The sequence below is a fragment of the Gaetbulibacter aquiaggeris genome (assembly GCF_044003965.1).
GTDB lineage: Bacteria > Bacteroidota > Bacteroidia > Flavobacteriales > Flavobacteriaceae > Yeosuana > Yeosuana aquiaggeris.
Genome location: NZ_JBAWKC010000001.1, coordinates 737,325 through 759,476 on the forward strand (window position 1 = coordinate 737,325; position 22,152 = coordinate 759,476).

Here is a 22,152-nt window from a genome sequence, read left to right on the forward strand (position 1 = left end):
AGTGGGGTGAAATTATAAACATTGAATCACTAATTCTATGACATATGTCAGTAAAAGAAAAAAAGCAATTTTGGCGGAATATGATATAAATCATATTTGTTTAAAGGATTGATTTTAAACAAAAAAAAGGTATAGACAATTAATTAGTCTATACCTTTTTAATATACTTAATTGAATAAAAAAGTATATTAAAGATATTTAAGTAAGATTATTAAAAACAATATATTACTGTAATTTATTGGATTTAATAATTACATAATTATTCGCCGTGTAACCAAGCTTTTTTAGCTAAAAGAACGTCTTCAGTTTCAACATGGTTTTCATCAAGAATACAACAATCTACCGGGCAAACAGAAGCACACTGTGGTTCATCATGGAATCCTTTACATTCAGTACATTTATCTGAAACAATAAAGTAGAATTCATCAGAAATCGGATCATTTTCAGCATCTGCATCAACCTCTTTTCCATAAGGTGTTGTAACAATTCCTTTTAAAGCAGTTTCATCTGAGTAAGACCAGTTTTGATCTGGCTCATAGATAGCATTGTTTGGGCATTCAGAAACACAAGCATCACAGTTTATGCATTCATCAGTTATAATTATAGCCATAATTTTAAAATTTTATAATAATAATATGGTACAATATTAAACTTAATTAGACTTTCATTAAATGATAAAAATCATATTTCATATTAAAAAGTGAAATTATCTTTGGTCACATTAAATATAATGACGCTAAGTCATTTTTCATGAATTAATAATGGTTTAAATTATGGTAACAGATAAAATGGAAGTCCATCCTGAAGTTTTAGAAGCTGTGGTGATTCGCTTTGTTGGAGATTCTGGTGACGGAATGCAATTAACCGGTACTCAGTTTTCAGATACTTCTGCTATGTTTGGTAATGATATTGCAACATTTCCTAATTATCCTTCAGAAATTAGGGCTCCTCAAGGTAGTTTGTATGGGGTTTCGGGGTTTCAAGTTCACATTGGAAGTGTTGAGGTAAGCACACCTGGAGATAATTTAGACCTATTAGTAGCTATGAATCCGGCTGGTTTAAAAACCAACTTATATGCTTTAAAGCCGGGACACACCATTATTGTTGATTCAAATGCCTTTAACAAAAAGAACCTAGAAAAGGCACAATATGAAACCAATCCGCTTGAAGATCATAGTTTAGATAACTATAGAGTGATTCAGGCAGATATGACCTCTTTGACAAAAGAAGCCTTAAAAGATGTAGAAGGTTTAGACAATAAGGCGATCACAAGAAGCAAAAATATGTTTGCTTTAGGAATGGTATATTGGATGTATGGCAGAGCCAAAGAACACACAATTGAGTTTTTTAATAAAAAGTTTAAATCAAGCCCCCATTTAATTGAAGCGAATACTAAGGTTCTTAATGCAGGTTATTATTTTGCTGAAACTTTAGAATTAATCCCTAATGCCTATACCATATCACCGGCAAAAATGCCTTCTGGAACCTATAGAGTTATTATGGGTAACACAGCTACTGCTTGGGGATTTTTAGCAGCTGCTGAAAAATCTGGTCTGGAACTGTTTTTAGGATCTTACCCGATTACTCCTGCAACAGATATTTTACATGAATTGGTGAAGCATAAACATTTTGGTGTTAAAGCATTTCAGGCAGAAGATGAAATTGCAGGTATTTCATCAGCAATCGGTGCTGCCTTTGCTGGAGATTTAGCAATTACTACTACTTCAGGTCCTGGATTAGCTCTAAAAGGAGAGGCCTTAGGATTGGCCATGATGATAGAATTACCCTTGGTGGTAGTAAATGTGCAACGGGGCGGCCCTTCAACTGGATTACCTACTAAAACAGAACAGTCAGATTTATTACAAGCCATGTATGGCAGAAATGGTGAAAGTCCCGTCATAGTTATTGCGGCAAGTACACCAAGTAATTGTTTTAATTATGCATTTCAGGCGGCAAAACTGGCTTTAGAGCACATGACCCCTGTTATATTATTAACGGATGGATATATTGCCAATGGCTCGGCTCCTTGGAAAATTGAAAGTATTGAAGATCTCCCAGAGATTAAGAATAATATTTCAAAAGGCTCAGTTGAAAACTGGCACCCGTATACAAGAAACGAAGATACTTTAGCCAGAAACTGGGGAATACCTGGAACTCCTGGATTTGAACATCGAGTAGGTGGTTTAGAGAAAGATAGTGTTACTGGTAATGTGAATCAAGCGCCAGAGAATCATGAAAAAATGACTAAAATTCGGGCAGAAAAGGTGAAGCGTGTTCAAAATTATATTCCTGAAATTAAAACCGAATTTGCTGAGTCAGGAGATTTATTGGTAATAGGCTGGGGAGGAACTTATGGTTCTTTACATTCAGCCGTAAAACAAATTAATAAAGAAGGTTATAAAAATATTGGATTTGCTCAATTTAATTATTTAAATCCATTACCAAAAAATACAGAAGACTTATTAAAAAAATTCAAAAAAATTGTGGTTTGTGAATTAAACAATGGACAGTTTGCCAAAGTTTTAAGAATTAATTTTAGTGGTTTTGAGTTTTTACAATTTAATAAGATTCAAGGATTACCATTTGGAAATAATGAACTGATAGATGAATTTAAAAAACTAGTAAAATAATTATGGAAGCAACTCTTGAAAAAAAATATACTTACAAGGATTTTGAAAGTGATCAGGAAGTAAGATGGTGTCCTGGATGTGATGACTATGTTATTTTACGCTCTATGCAAAAGGCACTTCCAGAAATGGGTGTTAAAAGAGAAGAGGTCGTATTTATTTCTGGTATTGGGTGTTCATCTCGGTTTCCATATTATATGAATACTTATGGTATGCACTCTATACATGGTAGAGCTCCAGCTATTGCGACTGGCGTTAAACTGGCAAACCCAAATTTAAGTGTATGGGTTATGACAGGCGATGGAGACGCTATGGCCATTGGTGGTAATCATTTCATTCATGTGCTAAGAAGAAATATAAATCTAAACATTGTGTTGTTTAATAATGAGATTTATGGTTTAACTAAAGGACAATTTTCTCCGACCTCAATAGTTGGACAAAAAACAAAATCCTCACCATATGGCAATACACAACCTCCGTTTAATCCTGGAGAATTGGCCATAGGTGCTAATGCAAGATTTTTTGGAAGAATAGGAGGAAATGTTCCTAAAGATATTTCTCAAATGCTCATACAAGCACATAATTTTAAAGGCACTTCGCTTATTGAAGTATTACAGAACTGCGTGATTTTCAATGACGGCTGTTACAGTAATATTACGAACAAAGATGTAAAGGAAGACAAGCAGATTTATTTAGAACACGGAAAACCTATGATTTTTGGTAAAAACCGGGATAAAGGATTGGTCTTAAACAAGCTTAAGCTGGAAGTTGTGACTATTGGAGAAAATGGCATCACTGAAGAGGATATTTTAGTGCATGACGCCAAGGAGAAAGATCCGACTATGCATCAAATGTTAGTGAGGTTACAATACCCAGTAGCAACAGGAATTATCAGAAGTTTTGATGATGTAACACTTGAAGAGCGTGAAGATGATTTAACTAGACAGGTTAAGAAAAATTCCAAGTTTACTAAAACCAATGATTTGTTCTTTTCTGGAGAAATATATATGGTAAAATAAATTCTTAAAAACTGACTTATATCAGTAAACACGCAGATATTTACTACTAATTTTGAATTAATAATATTGAATACTTAAAATGGGGTCTGAAGCTATCATTGTATTTTTACTAGCCGGAATTGTTTTAGTAGCAGGAGCAAATTTCTTATCAAATTTAATTTCGCACAAATCAGATAACGCTCAAAAACGAGAGCCTTATGAGAGTGGTATGACCACTATTGGACCTACTTGGGTTCAGTTTAAAGTGGGCTATTATTTGTTCGCCATCCTGTTTTTAATCTTTGATGTTGAGGTGGCCTTTTTGGTGCCTTGGGCTGTTGTTTTTAAAGATTTTGGAGCGGTCGCTTTAATAGAAATATTTGTATTCTTATTGATATTAGGATTAGGGTTAATTTATGCATGGAAAAAAGGCGCGTTGAAATGGGAGTAGAAGATAAAAAAAGATACATCTCTGAAGTTCAGGATAGAGATCACAAATTCACTGAAGATTTCCCGGGAAAAGTTATTCCCGCGGGTAATGGAGCTAACGTGATTGTTACTTCATTAGACAAAATAATCAATTGGGGACGATCAAATTCACTTTGGTCGCTTTATTTTGGTACCAGTTGTTGCGCCATTGAAATGATGCAAACGGGAGCGGCCAGACATGATTATTCACGGTTTGGTTTTGAAGTGGCCCGCCCTTCACCACGTCAGGCAGATTTAATCATTATTGCAGGAACTATTGTCAATAAAATGGCGCCTGTTTTAAGACGATTATATGATCAGATGGCAGAACCAAAATATGTGATTGCCATGGGTGCATGTGCTATTTCTGGAGGTCCGTTCTTTTATAACTCCTATTCGGTGGTTAAAGGTGCCGATCACGTCATTCCAGTTGATGTTTATGTTCCAGGTTGTCCACCCCGCCCAGAAGCTTTATTGCAAGGGATGTTGATGCTTCAGGATAAAATTAGAACTGAAAACATGAAACATAAAGAGAATCCTGTTGATGGGTTTGATGAAGGTATTTAAATAACAAGTTATGACTAATGAAGCCTTACAAAATTTACTAAATGACTGGATTCCGGAATTAGAGTTTTCTGAAGAAGAATCTCAGTTTTTAAATATTACAGTTACCCCTGAAAATCTTCATCAATTAATGTCAGACTTGAAGTCTAATAAGGAGACAAGTTTTGATTATTTATTCTGTTTAAGTGGTGTAGACTGGCAAACAGAACTAGGGGTTGTATATCATTTAGAGTCAACTACCCACAGACATATTATTGTTGTAAAAGTAAAAACAGCTGACAGGGAAAATCCAACTTTAGACACCGTATGTGATATCTGGAAAACAGCTGAATTTCATGAAAGAGAGGTTTATGATTTCTTCGGAATAAAATTCAATAATCATCCTAATTTAAAACGTTTATTCTTAACTGAAGAATGGGAAGGTTTCCCGTTAAGAAAGGACTATGAAGATGAAATTAACATGGTTATTAAATAGGCGATTATGGAAACACCTTTAGTTAAAAGCAATTTTAAATCAGAAGAATATTTCATTAATATGGGGCCTCAGCATCCTGCTACACATGGTGTGTTGCGTTTGTTGTTGACCATAGACGGTGAAATAATTAAAAAAGTGGAGCCAGATTTAGGCTATATCCATCGTTCTATTGAGAAAATGTGTGAGCGAGATAGCTATCAGCAAATAGTTCATCTTACAGACAGAATGGATTATTTGTCTTCTCATATAAATAATGAAGCCGTTTGTTTAACAGTTGAAAATGCACTTCAATTAGAAATTCCAGACCGTGTAAAAGTAATTAGAACTATACTTGGAGAGCTTACTAGAATAGCTTCTCACACGTTATGGTGGGGCGTTATGGGAATGGATGTTGGTGCTCTTACCACCTATTTTTATGGTTTCAGAGACCGGGAATTGATTAACGATATCTTCGAAGAAACTTGTGGTGCACGATTAACCATGAATTATAATATACCCGGAGGATTGATGTTTGATATTCATCCAAACTTTGTGCAAAGAACTAAGGATTTCATTAAGCATTTTAAAACAAAATTACCGGAGTATGATACCTTACTAACAGGTAACGTTATATTTCAAAAAAGGACAAAGGGAGTTGGTATTTTAACTAAAGAAGATGCTATTTCATTTGGAGCGTCAGGACCAGTGGGACGTGCTTCAGGATATTCTTGCGATGTTAGAAAACATCATCCGTATAGCGCTTATGATAAAGTAACATTTAATGAAGCTCTAAAAACCAAAGGTGACACCTTTGCAAGATATCAAGTTAGAATTCAGGAAATGTGGGAATCTATGGCAATCATAGAACAGTTAATTGACAACATTCCTGAAGGGGATGTGCAAGTAGCAACCAACGCCGTCATCAAATTACCAAAAGGAGAGTACTATCAAAAGGTAGAAACAGCGCGAGGAGAATTAGGAGTTTATATCATTAGTACAGGGACGAAAAACCCATACCGTGTCAAATTCCGCTCACCAGGATTTTCAAACTTATCCTTATTAAATCATATTGCGGTTGGTGGAAAAATTGGAGATTTAGTGGCCTCTATGGCGACCCTTGACCTTGTAATACCTGATATTGACAGATAAAATGAGCACAATGAATATATCTTTAAATATAACAGAAACAATTCAAGAATGGCTCATGAGTATGATGCCAGAAGGCGCTGCAAGTATTGCTGCGATGGTATTAGTAGCCTTAATATATTTAGTAATTTTTGCTGTTGCAGGATTGTATTTGGTGCTTCTTGAACGTAAAGTTGCGGCCTGGTTTCAATTGCGAATTGGACCAAACAGAGTTGGATATTGGGGCTTATTACAAACCATGGCTGATGCCTTAAAATTGGTTTCAAAGGAGTTAACAGGAACTATTAAAGCGGATAAATTTTTATACAATTTAGCACCTTATTTTGTAATCGTTTCATCATTAATGGCTTTAGCGGTTTTCCCTTTTACAAAGGAATTTCAGGCTTTCGATATTAATATAGGTATCTTCTTTTTAATAGCTATTTCATCAGTTGGTGTCATTGGTATATTACTTGGAGGTTGGAGCAGTAACAACAAGTTTGCTCTTATCGGAGCCATGCGTAGTGGTATTCAAACCATAAGCTATGAATTGTCTGTTGGACTGTCATTACTAACCATGGTATTATTAACAGGGAGTTTACAATTATCAGAAATTGTTGAATCACAAAAAGAGGGTTGGCTTATTTTACAAGGACATGTGCCTGCTATTATAGCCTTTATGGTTTATATGATTGCCGGAACAGCAGAAACCAACCGAGCGCCTTTTGATATGGTTGAGGCCGAATCTGAATTAGGAGCAGGTTTCCACACAGAATATTCAGGAATGAAATTTGCCTATTTCTTTTTAGCGGAGTTTATAAACATGTTCATTATTGCAGCTATTGCAACAACGGTGTTTTTTGGAGCTTGGTTATCACCTTTCGGAATTACTGAATCTTTACCTTGGCTTGGCGTTTTTTGGTTCTTGGGAAAAACATTGATACTGGTCTTTTTAATGATGTGGTTTAGATGGACTTTTCCACGTTTAAGAGTGGATCAATTGTTAACTCTGGAATGGAAATATTTGTTACCAATCAACTTAGTTAACATTTTGATAATGGCCATAATTGTTTGGTTGAACTTAACAATTAAATTTTAGACACATGAGTTATTTTTCAGATATATATAAAGGAATAAAGACACTACTTACCGGTATGAGTGTTACCGGAAAGTATTTTTTAACCTCACATAAAGGAGCCATTACACAACAGTATCCTGATAACCGTGACACTTTAAAAATGTTTGAACGTTTTCGGGGAGAGGTAGTCATGCCACACGACGAAAATAATGAACACCAATGTACCGGTTGTCAAAAATGTGAGTTAGCCTGCCCTAATGGAAGTATAGAAATAATCTGGGATAGAGGTATTGATGAAGCAACAGGCAAAAAGAAAAAGTTTATTGATAAACATATTTATCATTTAGGATTATGTACCATGTGTGGTTTGTGTATTGAAGCTTGTCCTACTGATGCCATTGTATGGGCTCAAAATTATGAGAACTCAACTTATGACAGAACACAATTAACGAAGGTATTGAACAGACCCGGATCAAAAGTTAAAGCTGGTATAGAAGATTAAGGATATGGAAAAATATATATTTTACATTTTATCGGTTATAATTATAGTATTTGCAGTGGCTTCAGTAAGCAGTCGCAAAATGCTTCGTTCTGTTATTTACTTGTTGTTTGTTTTGTGCGGAATAGCAGGTATTTATTTCTTGATTGATTATAATTTTTTAGCAGCTATTCAACTGACTGTTTATGCAGGAGGTATTATAGTATTGATTATATTTTCAGTGCTTCTTGTACATCACATTGAAATGGAACTCGAAATGGCAAACCCATTTAGAAAAGTACTTACTGGCTTATTGTGCTTATTAGGTTTAGGCGTTTTCTTATATACTATTTATAACAATGACTTTAATGTTGTTGAAAATAGTCTTACCACTTCTACAGCTGATATAGGGTCAAAACTGTTAAGCTATGATGCAGGAGGATTTATTTTACCATTTGAAATAGTGAGTGTCTTGTTATTAGCCGCCATGATTGGAGCTATAGTTATAGCAAAAGGTAGAAAACTAACTGATAAAAACGAAGAAGCCCTATGATAGCAGGTATTAGTATATACGAGATTTTAACAGTAACATCCATTTTGTTTTTTATTGGGATTTACGGTTTTATTACTAGAAAAAATTTGATTTCGGTATTGATTTCTATTGAATTAATATTGAATGCCTCTGTGATAAATTTTGTGGTAGTCAATAAGTATTTATATCCAGATATGCTGCAAGGCGTTGTTTTTTCAATTTTTATTATAGCAGTTGCTGCGGCAGAAACAGCCCTGGCAGTTTCCATTATTATTAATCTTTACAGGCAAATAAGCTCTGTTGAGGTTAAAGACACTGAAGTCATGAAATATTAATATTTCGAATTATGAATATTAGTTACATTGTATTAATTCCCTTAGTTCCTTTAGCAGTATTTTTATTGCTAGGGCTTAATAGTCAAAAAATCAAACCAGCAATCTCCGGATATATAGGTGTTCTTGGATTGTCTGTTTCTGCAGCACTTTCATTTTATACCGCCTACCAGTATTTTTTGGTAGATGGGAAAGTGGATGGTGTCTACCAGACTTTTGTCAATAAATCAGTTTGGATGAACTTTACGGATACTCTGCATATTGATATGGGTATTCTTATTGATCCTATATCTGTTATGATGCTTGTTATTGTTTCTATAGTCTCCTTAATGGTACATATTTATAGCAGAGGGTATATGAAAGGAGATGATGGCTATACAAGGTTTTTCTCATTTCTTTCGCTGTTTACGTTTTCAATGTATGGTTTGGTATTAGCAACTAATTTATTTCAGATTTATATTTTTTGGGAATTGGTAGGGGTGTCTTCCTTTTTATTGATTGGATATTATTACACGAAACCTTCTGCAGTTTCAGCTGCGAAAAAGGCCTTTATTGTGACTCGTTTTGCTGATTTAGGATTCCTTATAGGTATTTTAATCATGGGCTATTTTGCAGGAACCTACGATTTTGAAACTTTAAATAACCCTGAAGGCAGTGTTATTTTAAACTGGGCTTCGACATCGTTTATGGGGCTTTCAGTCATCACCTGGGCATTAATATTAATATTTATGGGTGGTGCAGGTAAATCGGCCATGTTTCCATTGCATATTTGGTTACCAGATGCTATGGAAGGACCAACACCTGTTTCAGCATTAATACATGCTGCAACCATGGTTGTAGCTGGTGTTTTTTTAGTAGCCCGATTATTTCCAATGTTCTATTTTGTTGAAAATGGGTTTGCCTTAAATATTGTGGCCTATGTCGGTGCTTTTTCGGCGCTTTTTGCAGCCATTATTGCCATTACTCAAACAGATATCAAACGCGTATTAGCCTTTTCAACCATGTCTCAACTGGGTTATATGATGCTGGCCTTAGGCGTTTCTGGCTATGATGGTCATGAAGGCGTTGGTTATATGGCTTCCATGTTCCATTTGTTCACGCATGCCATGTTTAAAGCCTTGTTGTTTTTAGGTGCCGGATCTGTAATACATGCTGTGCATAGTAATTATTTGAAAGATATGGGCGGTTTGCGCAAATATATGCCTATAACCAATATCACTTTTTTAATTGCAGCTCTAGCTATTGCGGGTGTGCCGCCGTTTGCTGGATTCTGGAGTAAGGATGAAATCTTAGTAGCTGCTTTTGAACATAACAAACTTATTTATTATATCGGGGTATTTGTGGCTGGATTAACAGCTTTTTATATGTTTAGAATTTACTTTGGCATATTCTGGGGTAAAGATAAAACCTATGAACATACACCTCATGAATCGCCATTGTCAATGACCATTCCTTTAATAGTTTTGGCGCTCTTAAGTATTGTAGGAGGGTTTATTCCTTTTAGTGAATTCATATCACCAGATAAAGCTGGGTTTGAAGCACATTTAAATTACCCACTCGCAGCTATTGCAACAGGCGTTGGTTTAACAGGAATTGTGCTTGCTTGGATGTTTTATAAAAATGAAAATAGTTTATCTGATAGATTTGCCTTAGCCTTTGGCCCTTTTTATAAATGGGCAAGTGATAAATTTTACTTTGATGAGATTTATTTATTCATCACAAAGAAAATTATTTTCAACCTTATATCGGCACCAATTGCAAAATTTGATAAAAAATATGTCGATGGCACCATGGAAGGCATCGGAAATAAAACAGTCTTATTGTCGGGTAAAATTAAAGGTCTGCAATCTGGTAAATTCCAAGATTATGCCTTTTCATTTGTCATGGGAGCAGTCATCATCGCATTAGTGTTTATTTATTTATGGACAAACTAAATTAATATGGATATTCTAACTCTTTTTATAATCGTACCTATAATAACCATTATAGCCTTAGTTTTTTCAAAAGGTCTGGAACGGTCGCGCCTTGTTTCTATGATAGGGAGCATCATTCAACTGGGAATGGCTATCAATTTAATGTTTGCCTATTTTAAAGAACGAGCCGTCAATACAGATATCATGGTGTTTACCAAAGACCTTGTGTGGTTTAAAAGTTTTAATATTCATTATAATATAGGCGTTGACGGCATTTCAGTGGCCTTAATATTATTAACGGCCATTGTGGTTTTGGCTGGCGTTTTTATTTCTTGGAAAACAAGCGAATTACCTAAGGAATTTTTCATATCCCTCATTGTCCTTTCACTCGGAGTTTATGGCGTATTCATATCAATAGATTTATTTACATTATTTGTTTTCTTTGAAATAGCTGTTATACCAATGTATTTATTGATTGGTATTTGGGGTTCCGGTCCAAGAGAATATTCAGCGATGAAATTAACACTGATGTTAATGGGCGCTTCTGCTGTTTTATTAGTTGGAATTTTAGGGATCTACTTCAATTCTAATGCAGATGGCGGCGCTTTAACTTTTAATATATTAGATATTGCTCAGGTTCATATTCCATTGGCAGCTCAAAAATTATTTTTCCCATTCGTGTTTATAGGATTTGCGGTAATAAGTGCTTTATTTCCATTTCATACCTGGTCACCAGACGGTCATGCTTCGGCGCCAACTGCGGTGTCTATGTTACACGCAGGAGTTTTAATGAAATTAGGAGGTTATGGCGTGTTTAGAGTGGCTATGTTTTTATTGCCTGCTGGGGCTTTACATTGGTCCTGGTTCTTTATTATTTTAGCAGCTATTGGTGTGGTTTATGGCGCCTTCTCTGCTATTAGGCAAACCGATTTAAAATATATTAATGCCTATGCTTCTGTGAGTCACTTAGGATTGGTTTTATTTGCGCTTTTGACTCTTAATAAAATAGCATGGAACGGAGCCATCATTCAATCTTTATCACATGGGTTGTTAACAGCCTTGTTTTTTGCTCTTATAGGCATGATTTACGGCAGAACACATACCAGAGATATCACTAAACTTGGTGGAATGATGAAAATATTACCCTTTATTGGGGCTATTTATGTCATCACAGGTTTAGCTTATTTAGGATTACCTGGTTTTAGTGGATTTGTAGCGGAAATGAACATTTTTGTTGGGGCATTTCAACAGAATGCAGATACCTTCAATAGAGTGCTGACTATTTTGGTAGTATCTTCTATTGTTGTGACTTCAGTGTATATTTTAAGATTGGTTGGAAAAATAATGATGGGACCATTAGAAACAAATGGGGTTACAGATTTACCAAGGGCAACCTGGTATGAAAAGACAGGGATCTTATTATTAATGTTACCTGTAATTGGGATAGGGGTAGCTCCTTTCTGGTTAAGTGATATGATTATGAAAAGTTTAGAACCTTTCATTCAAGGAGTATTATAATATTTAAATAACTGACTAAATGAATTTTAGTAGCTTTTTATTGATGCGGCAAGAGATTTTACTTCTAACAATTATATTGTTGTTAGTAGTTGCTGAAATTTCAATTTCACAATCCAAAAAACAAAGTATTGTTCATTTGGCTATTTTCTTATTTGGAATTCATACCATAGTAGGGTTTTTTACTATAGAAACAAGTAGTCTGTTTGGAGGCATGTTTCATACCAATAATTTGATTCATTTCTTTAAGAATGTTCTTAATGTGGGTGTTTTTATTTTATTGCTCCAGTCAGCAGACTGGTTGCAGGAAAAGGTGGTAGATGAGCATAAAGGAACAGAGTTTTTTATCCTTTTATTTTCTTCTTTATTAGGAATGTATTTTATAATTTCTGCAGGCGATTTCTTAATGTTTTATTTAGGATTGGAGCTTTCAACATTACCCGTGGCTGCTTTGGCTGCTTTTGAAGTGACTAAGAGAATTTCAAGTGAAGCAGGAATTAAATTTATTTTGTCTGCTGGATTAGCTTCAGGAGTTTCCTTGTTTGGGATCTCTATGTTATATGCTACATCTGGATCTATTTATTTTGATGATATTATCACAGTGATTTCATCCTCAAACTTAACCATATTGGGATTTGTCTTGTTCTTTGCTGGATTGGCTTTCAAAATATCATTAGTGCCATTTCATTTCTGGACGGCTGATGTTTATGAAGGAGCGCCTATTAGTGTGGCATCCTATTTATCTGTTATTTCAAAAGGGGCTGCGGTTTTTATACTTATGATTTTATTTTTTACCGTTTTTAAAACCTTAATGCACGTTTGGGAGAATATCATTTATGTGGTCGCTTTAGCAACCATGTTTACGGGTAATTTATTTGCACTGAGACAACAAAACATGAAACGTTTTTTGGCATTCTCATCAATAGCTCAGGCTGGATTTATCCTACTAGGATTAATGACAGGAAACCAATTAGGAACAGCTACTATTGTTTACTTTGTAATGATTTATATCTTTTCAAATTTAGCCGCTTTTGGTGTGGTTCAAGCCATTTCTTTAAAAACGGGTAAAGAAAATATGAATGATTATGAAGGTTTATACAGAACCAACCCTAACTTAAGTTTAGTCATGATGTTGGCGCTGTTTTCACTGGCCGGAATTCCTCCGGTAGCTGGATTTTTTGGCAAGTTTTTCTTATTTACAGCGGCTGCAAGTGAAGGGTATTATCTTTTGGTGTTTTTAGCTGTTGTTAATGTGACTATTTCATTATATTATTACTTGTTGGTTGTAAGAGCAATGTTTTTAAGAACCAGTGATCAGGCCATTCCATATTTTAAAAATAAATTATACATGAGATTAGGCCTTTTGGTAACGGTTGTTGGGATTTTAGTTATAGGTCTTTACAGCCCTTTATATGATTATATTTTTGAATTAAGTAAAAATTTAAATTAAGACGTTATGCCATTATCAGGAAGTCATATGTTTGGAAGTATTGAGGAAACAAGAGTTACGTTTGTTGAAAAAGGCGTTTCTGAAGAACGCAGAGACTTTTTAAAAAGACTGCTTGAGCATAATGGTTTTGAGGTTATTATTCAGGAAGATAAAAAGAAGGCAGAAGAAGACCCTCAACTATACACCGTGGCTGTAACAGATATGGTTTTTAATCCTACCATTTGGGTGTATGAGAGAAAATTGAAAACTTTTGATGGTCATAAGGTAAATCAGGCTTATTGGGAACAACGTTCCGAAGACACCAATCCACATTATTGGAATAACGGCAAAAAGTAGAGTCCTTAATTCTTTTGCAGTGTTCAATTATTATTTCCTCTGATTAAGAGAGAGAATACCATCTCATTTATTTTTTCGTATTAATTAATATTTTTATTTCCTATTAATTTTATAGGATTATATATTGTTGTTAGCGATTTAATATTATTTTTGCCGCTGTTTCTTATTGTTTCTAAGAAATGATAAATCTAGAAATGAACATAACCTTGAATAACGGCGTTTAATGAAAGATATTACTATAAAAATAACGGACAGAAATGGCACTCAACATCAGGTGTTGGCACCAACTGATATGGCCATGAACCTTATGGAAGTAGTACGATCTTATGAATTGGCTCCTGAAGGAACTATTGGTGTTTGCGGTGGTATGGCTATGTGTGCTTCGTGTCAATGTTATATTCTGAGTAATACTGAATTACCAATAATGCAGGATGAAGAAGACGCCATGCTTTCAGAGGCATTTTATGTAAAGCAAAATAGCAGGTTGGGTTGTCAAATTCCTATTACACCAAATATTCATGGCTTGGAAGTGGAGTTAGCGCCAGAGAGTTAATCTATTTTATAATCAATTAGTTTTCGTGGTCCTTCAAGAAGGTCTCTTATAATTTGAAGAGTACCATCTTCTTTTGTTGAAATTTGCCATTTGATCAATGCGATTTCTCCATTTTCAATTTCAATACCTGTGATACTTCTGGGATGCACACAACTGCCATCATTAAAAAAAGCAATATCACCTGGCTCAGGAAAACGGGGTCTGTGCGTATGACCAATAATAGTAATTATATTGTTGTTGTCTGCAATCCATTTTTTGGTTCTGCGTTCTACTTTAATGAGCTCTTTGTAGTTTTTTGCGGGACTTGTTGGGTCTGCAATGCCCATAACATTTAAGGGTTTCCAAAGAACCCTTACCATAAACCGGCTCCATTTCCAGAACAAATAATTCCACCAGTCTGCCTGATGACCATGAGTTAAAAATAATTCCTGATTTGTTTCTGTATTTTTTAAAATGATGCCTTCGTTGTAGGTGATACCGTTAAATAATTCTACATTTTCACCCGTTTTTTCATCAAAATAGGTTGATAAATTCTTTTTTACGTAATTAGGGTTCTTGTAAACCATATCATGATTGCCCCAAATTAAATGCAATCTGTTTTCAGTGTAGAATTGTTTCATTAACAGATAGACATTTTTATGAGCCTCAAAGATAGATTTGAAAAAAAGATTTTCCCAGAGTTCATCACCATCACCCACTTCACAATAGATAAACCCATTATTATAATAATGTTTTAAGGCGTGGAAATAGATGTTTCGGTTGTTTGCAAAATCATCGGCAAAACTATTATCACCTCTGTGACAATCACTAAATAAAATGAATTTTGAGCGGTTATTAAACTCAATAACTTTAGCCGTTTTATAAGCCTTATCTAGTCGTTTTTTTGATGTAAGCATAAAGTAAATGTAACAAAAAAAGCAATTCTAATATTTTAATTTATCAACGGCTATAGGAAGAATTCTTTCAACAAAAAATGAATAAGCCAAGCTTGAAGGGTGAAGTCCATCTGAAGCTACTAATTTTGGGTTTTCTAATCCTTGTCTTGTAATATCTGTGATATTAACAAAGCTTATGTGATTATTGGTGCAATACGCTTGGGCAAACTCGTTGTATTTGTCTATGTCTTTTGATATGTATTCATTACCATTCCCATAAGGGGTAAATGCATAATCAGGAATTGATACAACAATGACATTGGTTTTATCTCCTTTAGCCAATAATATGGCGGTGTTTACAAGCTGAGGAAATTCTGTCTCGTATAAAGAAAAGGCTTGCCCCTGGTACTGATTGTTAACGCCAATTAGAAGGGTTACTAAGTCATAGTTGTAAGGCAAATTTTCAGTTTTGATGGCGTTGATGAGATTTGAAGTCGTCCAGCCAGTTCTGGCTATAATTTTTAATTCAAAATTAATGTCAGAACTAAATTGAGTTGTTAATTTATCTTTTAATTGTTCTGGAAACCTGCAGGTTTCACAAACACTCTGCCCAATGGTATAACTATCACCAAGTGATAAAAGTTTCAAATTTTGATTATTCGTGTTGGGATTGTTGTCACTAGATCCGCTATTGGAATCGTTATTAGAACCATTGTTGTTTAATGATTCATTAATAGGAGTTGAAGTATTTTGATAGGAATCATCGCTTGTAGAACAAGCTAAAAACAAGGTTACAATGCTAAGCGTAAAGAGTTTTAAGTAAATGATTTTTTTCAATTTCAGTATTTTTATTTAAAAATAAAAAATGCCTCTCAAAACAGAGAAGCATTTGTATCAATTTTTTCTATTAAGTTATTTATTTGAAGGCATTTAAACCTGTAATATCTAAACCTGTAATTAATAAATGAATATCGTGAGTGCCTTCATAAGTAATCACGCTTTCCAGGTTCATAGAATGGCGCATGATGCTGTATTCACCGGTAATTCCCATACCGCCTAACATTTGTCTGGCTTCACGAGCAATGTGAATAGCCATATCCACATTATTTCGTTTTGCCATAGATATTTGTGCTGATGTGGCTCTGCCTTCATTACGCAAAACACCTAAACGCCAGGTTAATAATTGTGCTTTGGTGATTTCTGTAATCATTTCAGCTAATTTTTTTTGTTGTAATTGAAACTGACCAATAGGTTTTCCAAACTGCATACGTTCTTTACTATAACGTAAAGCCGTATCATAGCAATCCATAGCGGCACCAATGGCACCCCAGGCAATACCATATCTGGCAGAATCTAAGCAGCCAAGAGGAGCGCCTAAGCCTGATTTGTTGGGCAATAAATTTTCTTTAGGAACTTTGACATTATCAAATATCAGTTCACCGGTGGCACTGGCGCGAAGTGACCATTTGTTGTGAGTTTCAGGAGTTGTAAAGCCTGGCATACCACGTTCAACAATTAATCCATGAATACGCCCGCTCTCGTCTTTAGCCCAAACAATAGCTACTTGAGCAAACGGCGCATTTGAAATCCACATTTTGGCACCGTTTAATAAATAATGGTCTCCCATATCCTTAAAATTGGTTACCATTCCTGCTGGGTTGCTGCCATGGTCGGGTTCGGTTAATCCAAAACAACCCATCCATTCACCACTTGCCAATTTTGGTAAGTATTTTTGACGTTGAGCTTCATTTCCATATTTCCAGATAGGATACATTACCAGTGAAGATTGTACAGAAGCTGTGCTTCTTACACCCGAATCACCACGTTCTATTTCTTGCATGATTAATCCATAAGAAATCTGGTCTAAACCAGCACCACCATACTCCACTGGAATATAAGGGCCAAAAGCACCAATTTCTGCTAATCCATTTACAATCTGTTTTGGAAATTCTGCTTTTTGCGCATAATCTTCAATAATTGGTGATACTTCACGTTTCACCCATTCTCTGGCTGCATCACGAACTAATTTATGTTCTTCAGTTAAAAGATCATCAAGATTATAATAATCTGGCGCTTGAAATAAATCTGGTTTCATAAGGTTGTTTTAATTGAAGAACAAAAGTAACTAAAACGTTTGCGAGTACCAATAATTAGTTACATTTTCAAATAAAAATCTTTGGTAAGATTCATGTATTTTTGTGTGTATTGATGCCTTTCTGTTTCAATAATAAGGTCCTCAATTTGAACATTGCTTTCGCTAAATGAAAACTCTAAAAGACTTCGCTTTATTTCTGAATTCGGATGGCCTTTAACATGACAAATTTTGCTCGGAAACAAATTGAAATTTGAAGCTAATACAATGAAAGATTGTTCTTCTTTAAATGGAATGATAACAGAAAATGACCCGTTTTCTGAAAGTAATTTTGAAACACTTTTAAGTAGCTGATCAAAAGGTAAAGCTTCAGAAAACCTGGCTGTATCGCGTTGATTACTGGATGTTTTATAATTCTCTGAATAGAATGGTGGATTTGAAATAATGAGGTCATATGTCTCTTCTATTTCATCTGAAAACTCATCCAGAGAGGCATGGTAGCAAAATAATCGATCGCTCCAAGGTGCATTTTCAAAATTCTCAACACATTGCTCATAGGCGTCATCATCAATTTCGATGGCATCAATGAGTTCTGCCTTACTGCGTTGAGCTAATATTAAAGCTAAAACACCGGTTCCGGCACCAATATCTAAAATAGAAGAGGGCTTATTTTGTAAAGAAGTCCATGCGCCTAATAATACGGCATCCGTTCCAATTTTCATGGCGCAGCGGTCTTGGTTTACACTAAATTCTTTGAAAACAAAGGGCTTTTGAGACACGATTAACTTAGGTATAAATCAATCAATCCTTCTGGAGTGTCTACAATGACGGTTTTTTTTGTTCTGTCTACTTTTACAATAAATTGGTCATTCACAGGAATCAAAATTTCTTTACCATCTTTATCTATTTCAAATAAGGCTTGGGCAGTTGAATCATTAATGCCTTTTATAATTCCAACTTTTCCAAAATTGACATCTTCAATGCTAAAACCAATAACCTCATGAAAATAAAACTTATTTCCTTCCAGTTTAGGTAAAAATTCTAGTGGTAAATAAACATCACTTTTTAATAAACTGTCTGCTTCAGCTTCGGTATGGACATCTTCAAATTGGACACGTAACAAATCAGATTTATGTAATTGAGAGCTTTCAATAAAAAAGGGTATAAACGTGTTTTTATAATCAATAAACACAGCTTCTAAATTTTCATAGAGTTCGGGCTGGTCCGTATCTAGTTTAATGAGTAGTTCTCCATGGAAACTGTACTTTCTCACTATTTTTCCTAAATAAAAGCAATCTTCAATTTTCATGATCTTAGAAATAAAAAACTCCGATAGAGCTATCGGAGTTTAAAAGTATAAAAAATATTATTTTTATTCTTCTTTTTTAGTTTCAGGAGTTTCTTCAACTGCAGGTTCTGCAGGTTCTTCAACAACGTCCTCAACAATTTCAGCAGCAGTTTCAGTTTCAACAACTTCTTCAGCCGTTTCAACAGCAACTTCAACTTCCTCCACTGTTTCTTCAACAACAGCTGCCGCAGCAGTTCTTGCTTCATTTACAGCTTTTTCAGCTTCTAAGGCTTTAGCTTTAGCATCAGCTTGAGCTTTTGCTAATCCATCTGTTTTTGAGACAACTCTTGAACCTTTTTCATCCAACCAAGCATTGAATTTTGTTTCAGCTTGTTCTTCAGTTAAAGCACCTTTTCTAACACCACCAGCTAGATGGTTTTTTAATAAGGCTCCTTTATAAGATAAAATTGCTTTTGCAGTGTCAGTTGGTTGTGCACCGTTTTGTAACCATGTAACTGCACCATCAACGTTTAATTCAATAGTTGCTGGGTTTGTGTTTGGATTATAAATACCTAATTTTTCTAAGTATTTACCATCTCTTTTTGAACGTGCATCAGCTGCAACAATCCAATAGAAAGGTTTCCCTTTTTTACCGTGTCTTTGTAATCTAATTTTTACTGGCATAATGATTAATTAATGAGGTTCTCGACCTCGGTTATTAATAAGAGCGCAAAGATACTATATTTTTTTTATTTACAATATTTTATTTGTAAATGAATTAACAGCTTATTTTGAATTTATTTTTAAAACATAAGACAGACTGGAGAGGGTGTTTTTACACTGCTTAAATAAGAAAGGGTTCCATTTTCTGAGTTGATCTTAAAGACAGAGATGTTATTGCTTTTTTGATTGGCCACCAAAAGAAATTTACCAGAAGGATCTATTGTAAAATTTCTTGGCCATTCACCTTCAACATCAATATTTTGAATTTGGGTTAATGTACCATCTAAAGTGTTTCTTTTAAATACTACAATGGTATTTTCTCCTCTGTTTGAGCCGTATAAATAGTTTTCGTTTTTTGATAAATGAATGTCTGCACATGAATTGGCCCCTTTATAATCTTTTGCTAAGGTTGAGTAATGGTCAATAAGTAAAAAACCATTGATCTCTTTTTTTGAGGCGGTTATGGTACTGGCATATTCATTAATATTATAAATAAAATTACCATCTTTGGTTATCACAAAATGTCTAGGACCAGCTTTTTCTTGAATTGAAACAGAAGACGATGATACTAAATCATAAGTTTTACCGTCATTATTTAATATGTATATATATAAAGCATCCATTCCTAAATCTGAAACAAACAAATTAGATTTAAAAAACTGAGCCGAATGGGCATGAGATGTTTTTTTTGTTGTGTTATATTCAAAGACCTGATAGGCAGGATTTAAAGTTCCGTCATCTTTAATTTCGTAAAGAGAGACATTCCCACCAACATAATTAGACACAACAGCTTTATCTCCTGCAGGATTTATTGATATATGGCAAGGTGCGCCGCCATTACTTGATACGGTATTTAAAAATTCAAGAGTTCCATTTTCTTTTACTTTAAAAGAAGAAACAGTTCCTTCGCCACCTTCTCCCACGGCATAAATAAACTTTTTGTTTGGTGAATAGGCAATATAAGAAGGGTTTTGAGTTTTAGCGGCTAATTTAAAATGACCCAATTTACCGGTTTCAGTATTAAATGTAGCCTGATATATGCCCTGACTATCACCATCAGTATAGGTTCCAGTATATAACGGTATGCTCTGGGCATTACAATCTATAAGACTCACCATAAGACATAAAAAAAATAGTTTAAAATTCATAACGTAAATGATTAACTCATTAAAAGTATGATATTTTAAACTATTTTTTGACTAAATTCTCTTATTAAAAAGAATTAAAATTAAGCATTTAATGAAGCAATCTCTTCTGAAATTAATTCGTCTAAGTCAATTGAATCTATTGAGAATTCATGATTAGCCATTACTTTTTTCATAACTTGGTTAGTGACTAATTTAATATTTGGCTCTTCTATTTTGGTTTCAAAATACGTTTTAACCTTATTGTTTATAGATATTTTCAACTCTGCTAAAAGCGCTCTTAAAGGCGCTCCTTCAAGCCATTCTTTATAAGCCTCAATCTCTTCTGAAATGATGAGGTTAACCTGATCAGTCGCCGCTAAGCGGTGCTCTTTGGTTTCTTCTAACTCCACAGAAATAGAATCTAAATCATGGAAGATTATTTTGTTATTTTGAGCTAACGTTTTTTCAATATTGCATGGAACAGCAAGATCTATTAGCAATATTTTTTTATCAACATTAGATATGTTTTTGATTAAATTAGGACAGTTGCTCGCCGCACTAATAATCACATCAAAATCGTCAAAATTATTTGAAATCACATTTGCCCAGGGATAGGTTTTACAGTTGTTGGTTTGTGATAAAATAATAGCCTTTTCCTCACTTCGGTTGCTAATGTATATGTTATTGTAGTTGAACTTTGAATTGTATTTAAATAATTGTTTTACGATATCACCGGCGCCGATAAATAAAATATTTACTGATTTCACTAGGTCTTTATCAAAAGACTGTCTGATGACCTTTAAAGATTTGTAAGCTACAGAGGTCGTGCCATCTCTAAAATCGGTTTCATTACTAATACGTTTATGAGTTTTAAAAACAGCTTGTAAGGATCTTTCAAGTAATGATCCTTGTAATTTATGAGCCATTGAAAACTGATGTGCCTTTTTAATCTGTGAAATAATTTCAGCATCACCAAAAACAAGTGATTCTAAACCAGAAGAAACTTCTAACAGATGTTTTATAGACAATTCAGTATCATCACTTGACAGGAACAAAGATTTTTCAGAAGCTGTATTTTTTATGGATTTAAAGTCAATTAAGAAATCAATAATAGTAATTGACTTTGTAGAAACAGATTCAAAATAAATTTCTGTTCTATTGCAAGTAGCCAATATAAACAAGCCTGTAATATCCTTAAAGGAAGTACTTAAAACATTGCTTAATTGCTCTTTTTCTTCTTCAGAAATATGATATTTTTCTCGTTCTTTAGTATTAGCCGTTTTATGGGAAATACTTATGTAGCGGTATGATTTATTCATAATGGTCTTTAGCTCAAAAATCTTCAAAAAACTATAGCAATGGATGCAATAATTATTCAAAGGTAGTAACGCAACATTAGATAGATAATGACATTTATCATGTTTTGTAACATATGTTACATATTTAATTATTTAAATAATATTACTGAATATTAATCAAAAATTAAAGACTAAAAAACGGGTTTTAATTATCTGATAATGCCTTAATTAAGGCTTAAATTAAAAACATTGGATTGATTTTTCAAAAACATGACTTTTGTCATGCTTTTTGTTACGAAGTTTTGTTAGTTTGGATTATCAGTACA

At 34.2% G+C, this 22,152-nt stretch carries 24 protein-coding genes; 15 read left to right on the forward strand and 9 right to left on the reverse strand.

Annotation, left to right across the window (positions count from 1 at the left end; genetic code table 11):
* Positions 1-259 precede the first annotated feature (259 nt).
* A complete protein-coding gene (locus V8G56_RS03040; protein ID WP_395436985.1) occupies positions 260-610 on the reverse strand; it encodes a 4Fe-4S dicluster domain-containing protein in 351 nt (116 codons plus the stop codon).
* A 163-nt stretch (positions 611-773) separates the two neighbouring features.
* Here V8G56_RS03040 and V8G56_RS03045 point away from each other — a divergent pair, with 163 nt between their 5' ends.
* The 15 genes from V8G56_RS03045 to V8G56_RS03115 all read left to right on the forward strand — a co-directional run bounded on the left by V8G56_RS03045 (position 774) and on the right by V8G56_RS03115 (position 14,423).
* Positions 774-2,630 (forward strand): 2-oxoacid:acceptor oxidoreductase subunit alpha, encoded by a 1,857-nt coding sequence (locus tag V8G56_RS03045; protein WP_395436986.1) that lies wholly within the window; start codon positions 774-776, stop codon positions 2,628-2,630.
* Positions 2,631-2,632: 2 nt separating this feature from the next.
* The gene (locus V8G56_RS03050) at positions 2,633-3,646 is read left to right on the forward strand and encodes a 2-oxoacid:ferredoxin oxidoreductase subunit beta (RefSeq protein WP_395436987.1); all 1,014 of its coding nucleotides are present in this window, start codon (positions 2,633-2,635) and stop codon (positions 3,644-3,646) included.
* A gap of 79 nt (positions 3,647-3,725) precedes the next feature.
* Positions 3,726-4,076: an NADH-quinone oxidoreductase subunit A gene (locus V8G56_RS03055; RefSeq protein WP_331630713.1), complete on the forward strand. Its 351-nt coding sequence runs from the start codon at positions 3,726-3,728 to the stop codon at positions 4,074-4,076.
* Positions 4,046-4,660 (forward strand): NADH-quinone oxidoreductase subunit B, encoded by a 615-nt coding sequence (locus V8G56_RS03060; RefSeq protein ID WP_449528516.1) that lies wholly within the window; start codon positions 4,046-4,048, stop codon positions 4,658-4,660. Before V8G56_RS03055 ends, V8G56_RS03060 begins: the two co-directional genes overlap by 31 nt.
* A gap of 10 nt (positions 4,661-4,670) precedes the next feature.
* Positions 4,671-5,132, forward strand: coding sequence for an NADH-quinone oxidoreductase subunit C (locus V8G56_RS03065; protein ID WP_395436988.1), 462 nt, complete (start codon positions 4,671-4,673; stop codon positions 5,130-5,132).
* 6 nt (positions 5,133-5,138) lie between these two features.
* Positions 5,139-6,260, forward strand: a complete 1,122-nt coding sequence (locus tag V8G56_RS03070; protein ID WP_395436989.1) for an NADH-quinone oxidoreductase subunit D — start codon at positions 5,139-5,141, stop codon at positions 6,258-6,260.
* A 10-nt stretch (positions 6,261-6,270) separates the two neighbouring features.
* Complete coding sequence (gene nuoH / locus V8G56_RS03075) at positions 6,271-7,335, forward strand: NADH-quinone oxidoreductase subunit NuoH (RefSeq protein ID WP_395436990.1); 1,065 nt, start codon at positions 6,271-6,273, stop codon at positions 7,333-7,335.
* A gap of 4 nt (positions 7,336-7,339) precedes the next feature.
* A complete protein-coding gene (locus V8G56_RS03080) occupies positions 7,340-7,816 on the forward strand; it encodes a 4Fe-4S binding protein (RefSeq protein ID WP_395436991.1) in 477 nt (158 codons plus the stop codon).
* Between the two features lie 4 nt (positions 7,817-7,820).
* Positions 7,821-8,345 (forward strand): NADH-quinone oxidoreductase subunit J family protein, encoded by a 525-nt coding sequence (locus V8G56_RS03085; RefSeq protein ID WP_395436992.1) that lies wholly within the window; start codon positions 7,821-7,823, stop codon positions 8,343-8,345.
* Entirely contained in the window at positions 8,342-8,659 is a 318-nt protein-coding gene (nuoK, locus tag V8G56_RS03090; RefSeq protein ID WP_395436993.1) for an NADH-quinone oxidoreductase subunit NuoK, read from the forward strand. The genes V8G56_RS03085 and nuoK overlap by 4 nt, the downstream gene beginning before the upstream one ends.
* Positions 8,660-8,670: 11 nt before the next feature.
* Positions 8,671-10,590: an NADH-quinone oxidoreductase subunit L gene (gene nuoL, locus V8G56_RS03095; RefSeq protein WP_395436994.1), complete on the forward strand. Its 1,920-nt coding sequence runs from the start codon at positions 8,671-8,673 to the stop codon at positions 10,588-10,590.
* A 6-nt stretch (positions 10,591-10,596) separates the two neighbouring features.
* Positions 10,597-12,087, forward strand: a complete 1,491-nt coding sequence (locus V8G56_RS03100) for a complex I subunit 4 family protein (protein WP_395436995.1) — start codon at positions 10,597-10,599, stop codon at positions 12,085-12,087.
* 19 nt (positions 12,088-12,106) lie between these two features.
* Positions 12,107-13,534: an NADH-quinone oxidoreductase subunit N gene (locus V8G56_RS03105; RefSeq protein WP_395436996.1), complete on the forward strand. Its 1,428-nt coding sequence runs from the start codon at positions 12,107-12,109 to the stop codon at positions 13,532-13,534.
* Positions 13,535-13,540: 6 nt separating this feature from the next.
* Positions 13,541-13,870, forward strand: a complete 330-nt coding sequence (locus V8G56_RS03110; protein ID WP_395436997.1) for a hypothetical protein — start codon at positions 13,541-13,543, stop codon at positions 13,868-13,870.
* A gap of 223 nt (positions 13,871-14,093) precedes the next feature.
* A complete protein-coding gene (locus V8G56_RS03115; protein ID WP_331629707.1) occupies positions 14,094-14,423 on the forward strand; it encodes a 2Fe-2S iron-sulfur cluster-binding family protein in 330 nt (109 codons plus the stop codon).
* Here the strand turns inward: V8G56_RS03115 and V8G56_RS03120 are convergent.
* From V8G56_RS03120 to V8G56_RS03155, 8 genes are all read right to left on the reverse strand, one after another.
* Positions 14,420-15,319 (reverse strand): metallophosphoesterase, encoded by a 900-nt coding sequence (locus tag V8G56_RS03120; RefSeq protein ID WP_395436998.1) that lies wholly within the window; start codon positions 15,317-15,319, stop codon positions 14,420-14,422. The genes V8G56_RS03115 and V8G56_RS03120 overlap by 4 nt on opposite strands.
* A gap of 27 nt (positions 15,320-15,346) precedes the next feature.
* Positions 15,347-16,135: an SGNH/GDSL hydrolase family protein gene (locus tag V8G56_RS03125; RefSeq protein WP_395436999.1), complete on the reverse strand. Its 789-nt coding sequence runs from the start codon at positions 16,133-16,135 to the stop codon at positions 15,347-15,349.
* A gap of 79 nt (positions 16,136-16,214) precedes the next feature.
* Positions 16,215-17,393: an acyl-CoA dehydrogenase family protein gene (locus tag V8G56_RS03130; RefSeq protein WP_395437000.1), complete on the reverse strand. Its 1,179-nt coding sequence runs from the start codon at positions 17,391-17,393 to the stop codon at positions 16,215-16,217.
* Positions 17,394-17,452: 59 nt separating this feature from the next.
* Entirely contained in the window at positions 17,453-18,112 is a 660-nt protein-coding gene (locus V8G56_RS03135; protein ID WP_395437001.1) for a tRNA1(Val) (adenine(37)-N6)-methyltransferase, read from the reverse strand.
* Positions 18,113-18,171: 59 nt separating this feature from the next.
* Positions 18,172-18,699 carry a ribosome maturation factor RimM gene (rimM, locus tag V8G56_RS03140; protein WP_395437002.1) on the reverse strand — a complete coding sequence of 176 codons (528 nt, stop codon included), beginning with the start codon at positions 18,697-18,699 and terminating at the stop codon, positions 18,172-18,174.
* A gap of 63 nt (positions 18,700-18,762) precedes the next feature.
* A complete protein-coding gene (locus V8G56_RS03145; RefSeq protein WP_395437003.1) occupies positions 18,763-19,362 on the reverse strand; it encodes a 30S ribosomal protein S16 in 600 nt (199 codons plus the stop codon).
* Positions 19,363-19,481: 119 nt separating this feature from the next.
* A complete protein-coding gene (locus V8G56_RS03150; protein WP_395437004.1) occupies positions 19,482-20,549 on the reverse strand; it encodes a lactonase family protein in 1,068 nt (355 codons plus the stop codon).
* A gap of 80 nt (positions 20,550-20,629) precedes the next feature.
* Entirely contained in the window at positions 20,630-21,847 is a 1,218-nt protein-coding gene (locus tag V8G56_RS03155) for a glutamyl-tRNA reductase (protein WP_395437005.1), read from the reverse strand.
* Positions 21,848-22,152 lie beyond the last annotated feature (305 nt).

What these genes read in the sequence shown, in the direction of transcription:
- V8G56_RS03040 (WP_395436985.1), bottom strand. Translation starts at nt 610, where the DNA reads ATGGCTATAATTATAACTGATGAATGCATAAACTGTGATGCTTGTGTT.
- V8G56_RS03045 (WP_395436986.1), top strand. Translation starts at nt 774, where the DNA reads ATGGTAACAGATAAAATGGAAGTCCATCCTGAAGTTTTAGAAGCTGTG.
- V8G56_RS03050 (WP_395436987.1), top strand. Translation starts at nt 2,633, where the DNA reads ATGGAAGCAACTCTTGAAAAAAAATATACTTACAAGGATTTTGAAAGT.
- V8G56_RS03055 (WP_331630713.1), top strand. Translation starts at nt 3,726, where the DNA reads ATGGGGTCTGAAGCTATCATTGTATTTTTACTAGCCGGAATTGTTTTA.
- V8G56_RS03060 (WP_449528516.1), top strand. Translation starts at nt 4,046, where the DNA reads ATGGAAAAAAGGCGCGTTGAAATGGGAGTAGAAGATAAAAAAAGATAC.
- V8G56_RS03065 (WP_395436988.1), top strand. Translation starts at nt 4,671, where the DNA reads ATGACTAATGAAGCCTTACAAAATTTACTAAATGACTGGATTCCGGAA.
- V8G56_RS03070 (WP_395436989.1), top strand. Translation starts at nt 5,139, where the DNA reads ATGGAAACACCTTTAGTTAAAAGCAATTTTAAATCAGAAGAATATTTC.
- nuoH (WP_395436990.1), top strand. Translation starts at nt 6,271, where the DNA reads ATGAATATATCTTTAAATATAACAGAAACAATTCAAGAATGGCTCATG.
- V8G56_RS03080 (WP_395436991.1), top strand. Translation starts at nt 7,340, where the DNA reads ATGAGTTATTTTTCAGATATATATAAAGGAATAAAGACACTACTTACC.
- V8G56_RS03085 (WP_395436992.1), top strand. Translation starts at nt 7,821, where the DNA reads ATGGAAAAATATATATTTTACATTTTATCGGTTATAATTATAGTATTT.
- nuoK (WP_395436993.1), top strand. Translation starts at nt 8,342, where the DNA reads ATGATAGCAGGTATTAGTATATACGAGATTTTAACAGTAACATCCATT.
- nuoL (WP_395436994.1), top strand. Translation starts at nt 8,671, where the DNA reads ATGAATATTAGTTACATTGTATTAATTCCCTTAGTTCCTTTAGCAGTA.
- V8G56_RS03100 (WP_395436995.1), top strand. Translation starts at nt 10,597, where the DNA reads ATGGATATTCTAACTCTTTTTATAATCGTACCTATAATAACCATTATA.
- V8G56_RS03105 (WP_395436996.1), top strand. Translation starts at nt 12,107, where the DNA reads ATGAATTTTAGTAGCTTTTTATTGATGCGGCAAGAGATTTTACTTCTA.
- V8G56_RS03110 (WP_395436997.1), top strand. Translation starts at nt 13,541, where the DNA reads ATGCCATTATCAGGAAGTCATATGTTTGGAAGTATTGAGGAAACAAGA.
- V8G56_RS03115 (WP_331629707.1), top strand. Translation starts at nt 14,094, where the DNA reads ATGAAAGATATTACTATAAAAATAACGGACAGAAATGGCACTCAACAT.
- V8G56_RS03120 (WP_395436998.1), bottom strand. Translation starts at nt 15,319, where the DNA reads ATGCTTACATCAAAAAAACGACTAGATAAGGCTTATAAAACGGCTAAA.
- V8G56_RS03130 (WP_395437000.1), bottom strand. Translation starts at nt 17,393, where the DNA reads ATGAAACCAGATTTATTTCAAGCGCCAGATTATTATAATCTTGATGAT.
- V8G56_RS03135 (WP_395437001.1), bottom strand. Translation starts at nt 18,112, where the DNA reads ATGAAAATTGGAACGGATGCCGTATTATTAGGCGCATGGACTTCTTTA.
- rimM (WP_395437002.1), bottom strand. Translation starts at nt 18,699, where the DNA reads ATGAAAATTGAAGATTGCTTTTATTTAGGAAAAATAGTGAGAAAGTAC.
- V8G56_RS03145 (WP_395437003.1), bottom strand. Translation starts at nt 19,362, where the DNA reads ATGCCAGTAAAAATTAGATTACAAAGACACGGTAAAAAAGGGAAACCT.
- V8G56_RS03150 (WP_395437004.1), bottom strand. Translation starts at nt 20,549, where the DNA reads ATGAATTTTAAACTATTTTTTTTATGTCTTATGGTGAGTCTTATAGAT.
- V8G56_RS03155 (WP_395437005.1), bottom strand. Translation starts at nt 21,847, where the DNA reads ATGAATAAATCATACCGCTACATAAGTATTTCCCATAAAACGGCTAAT.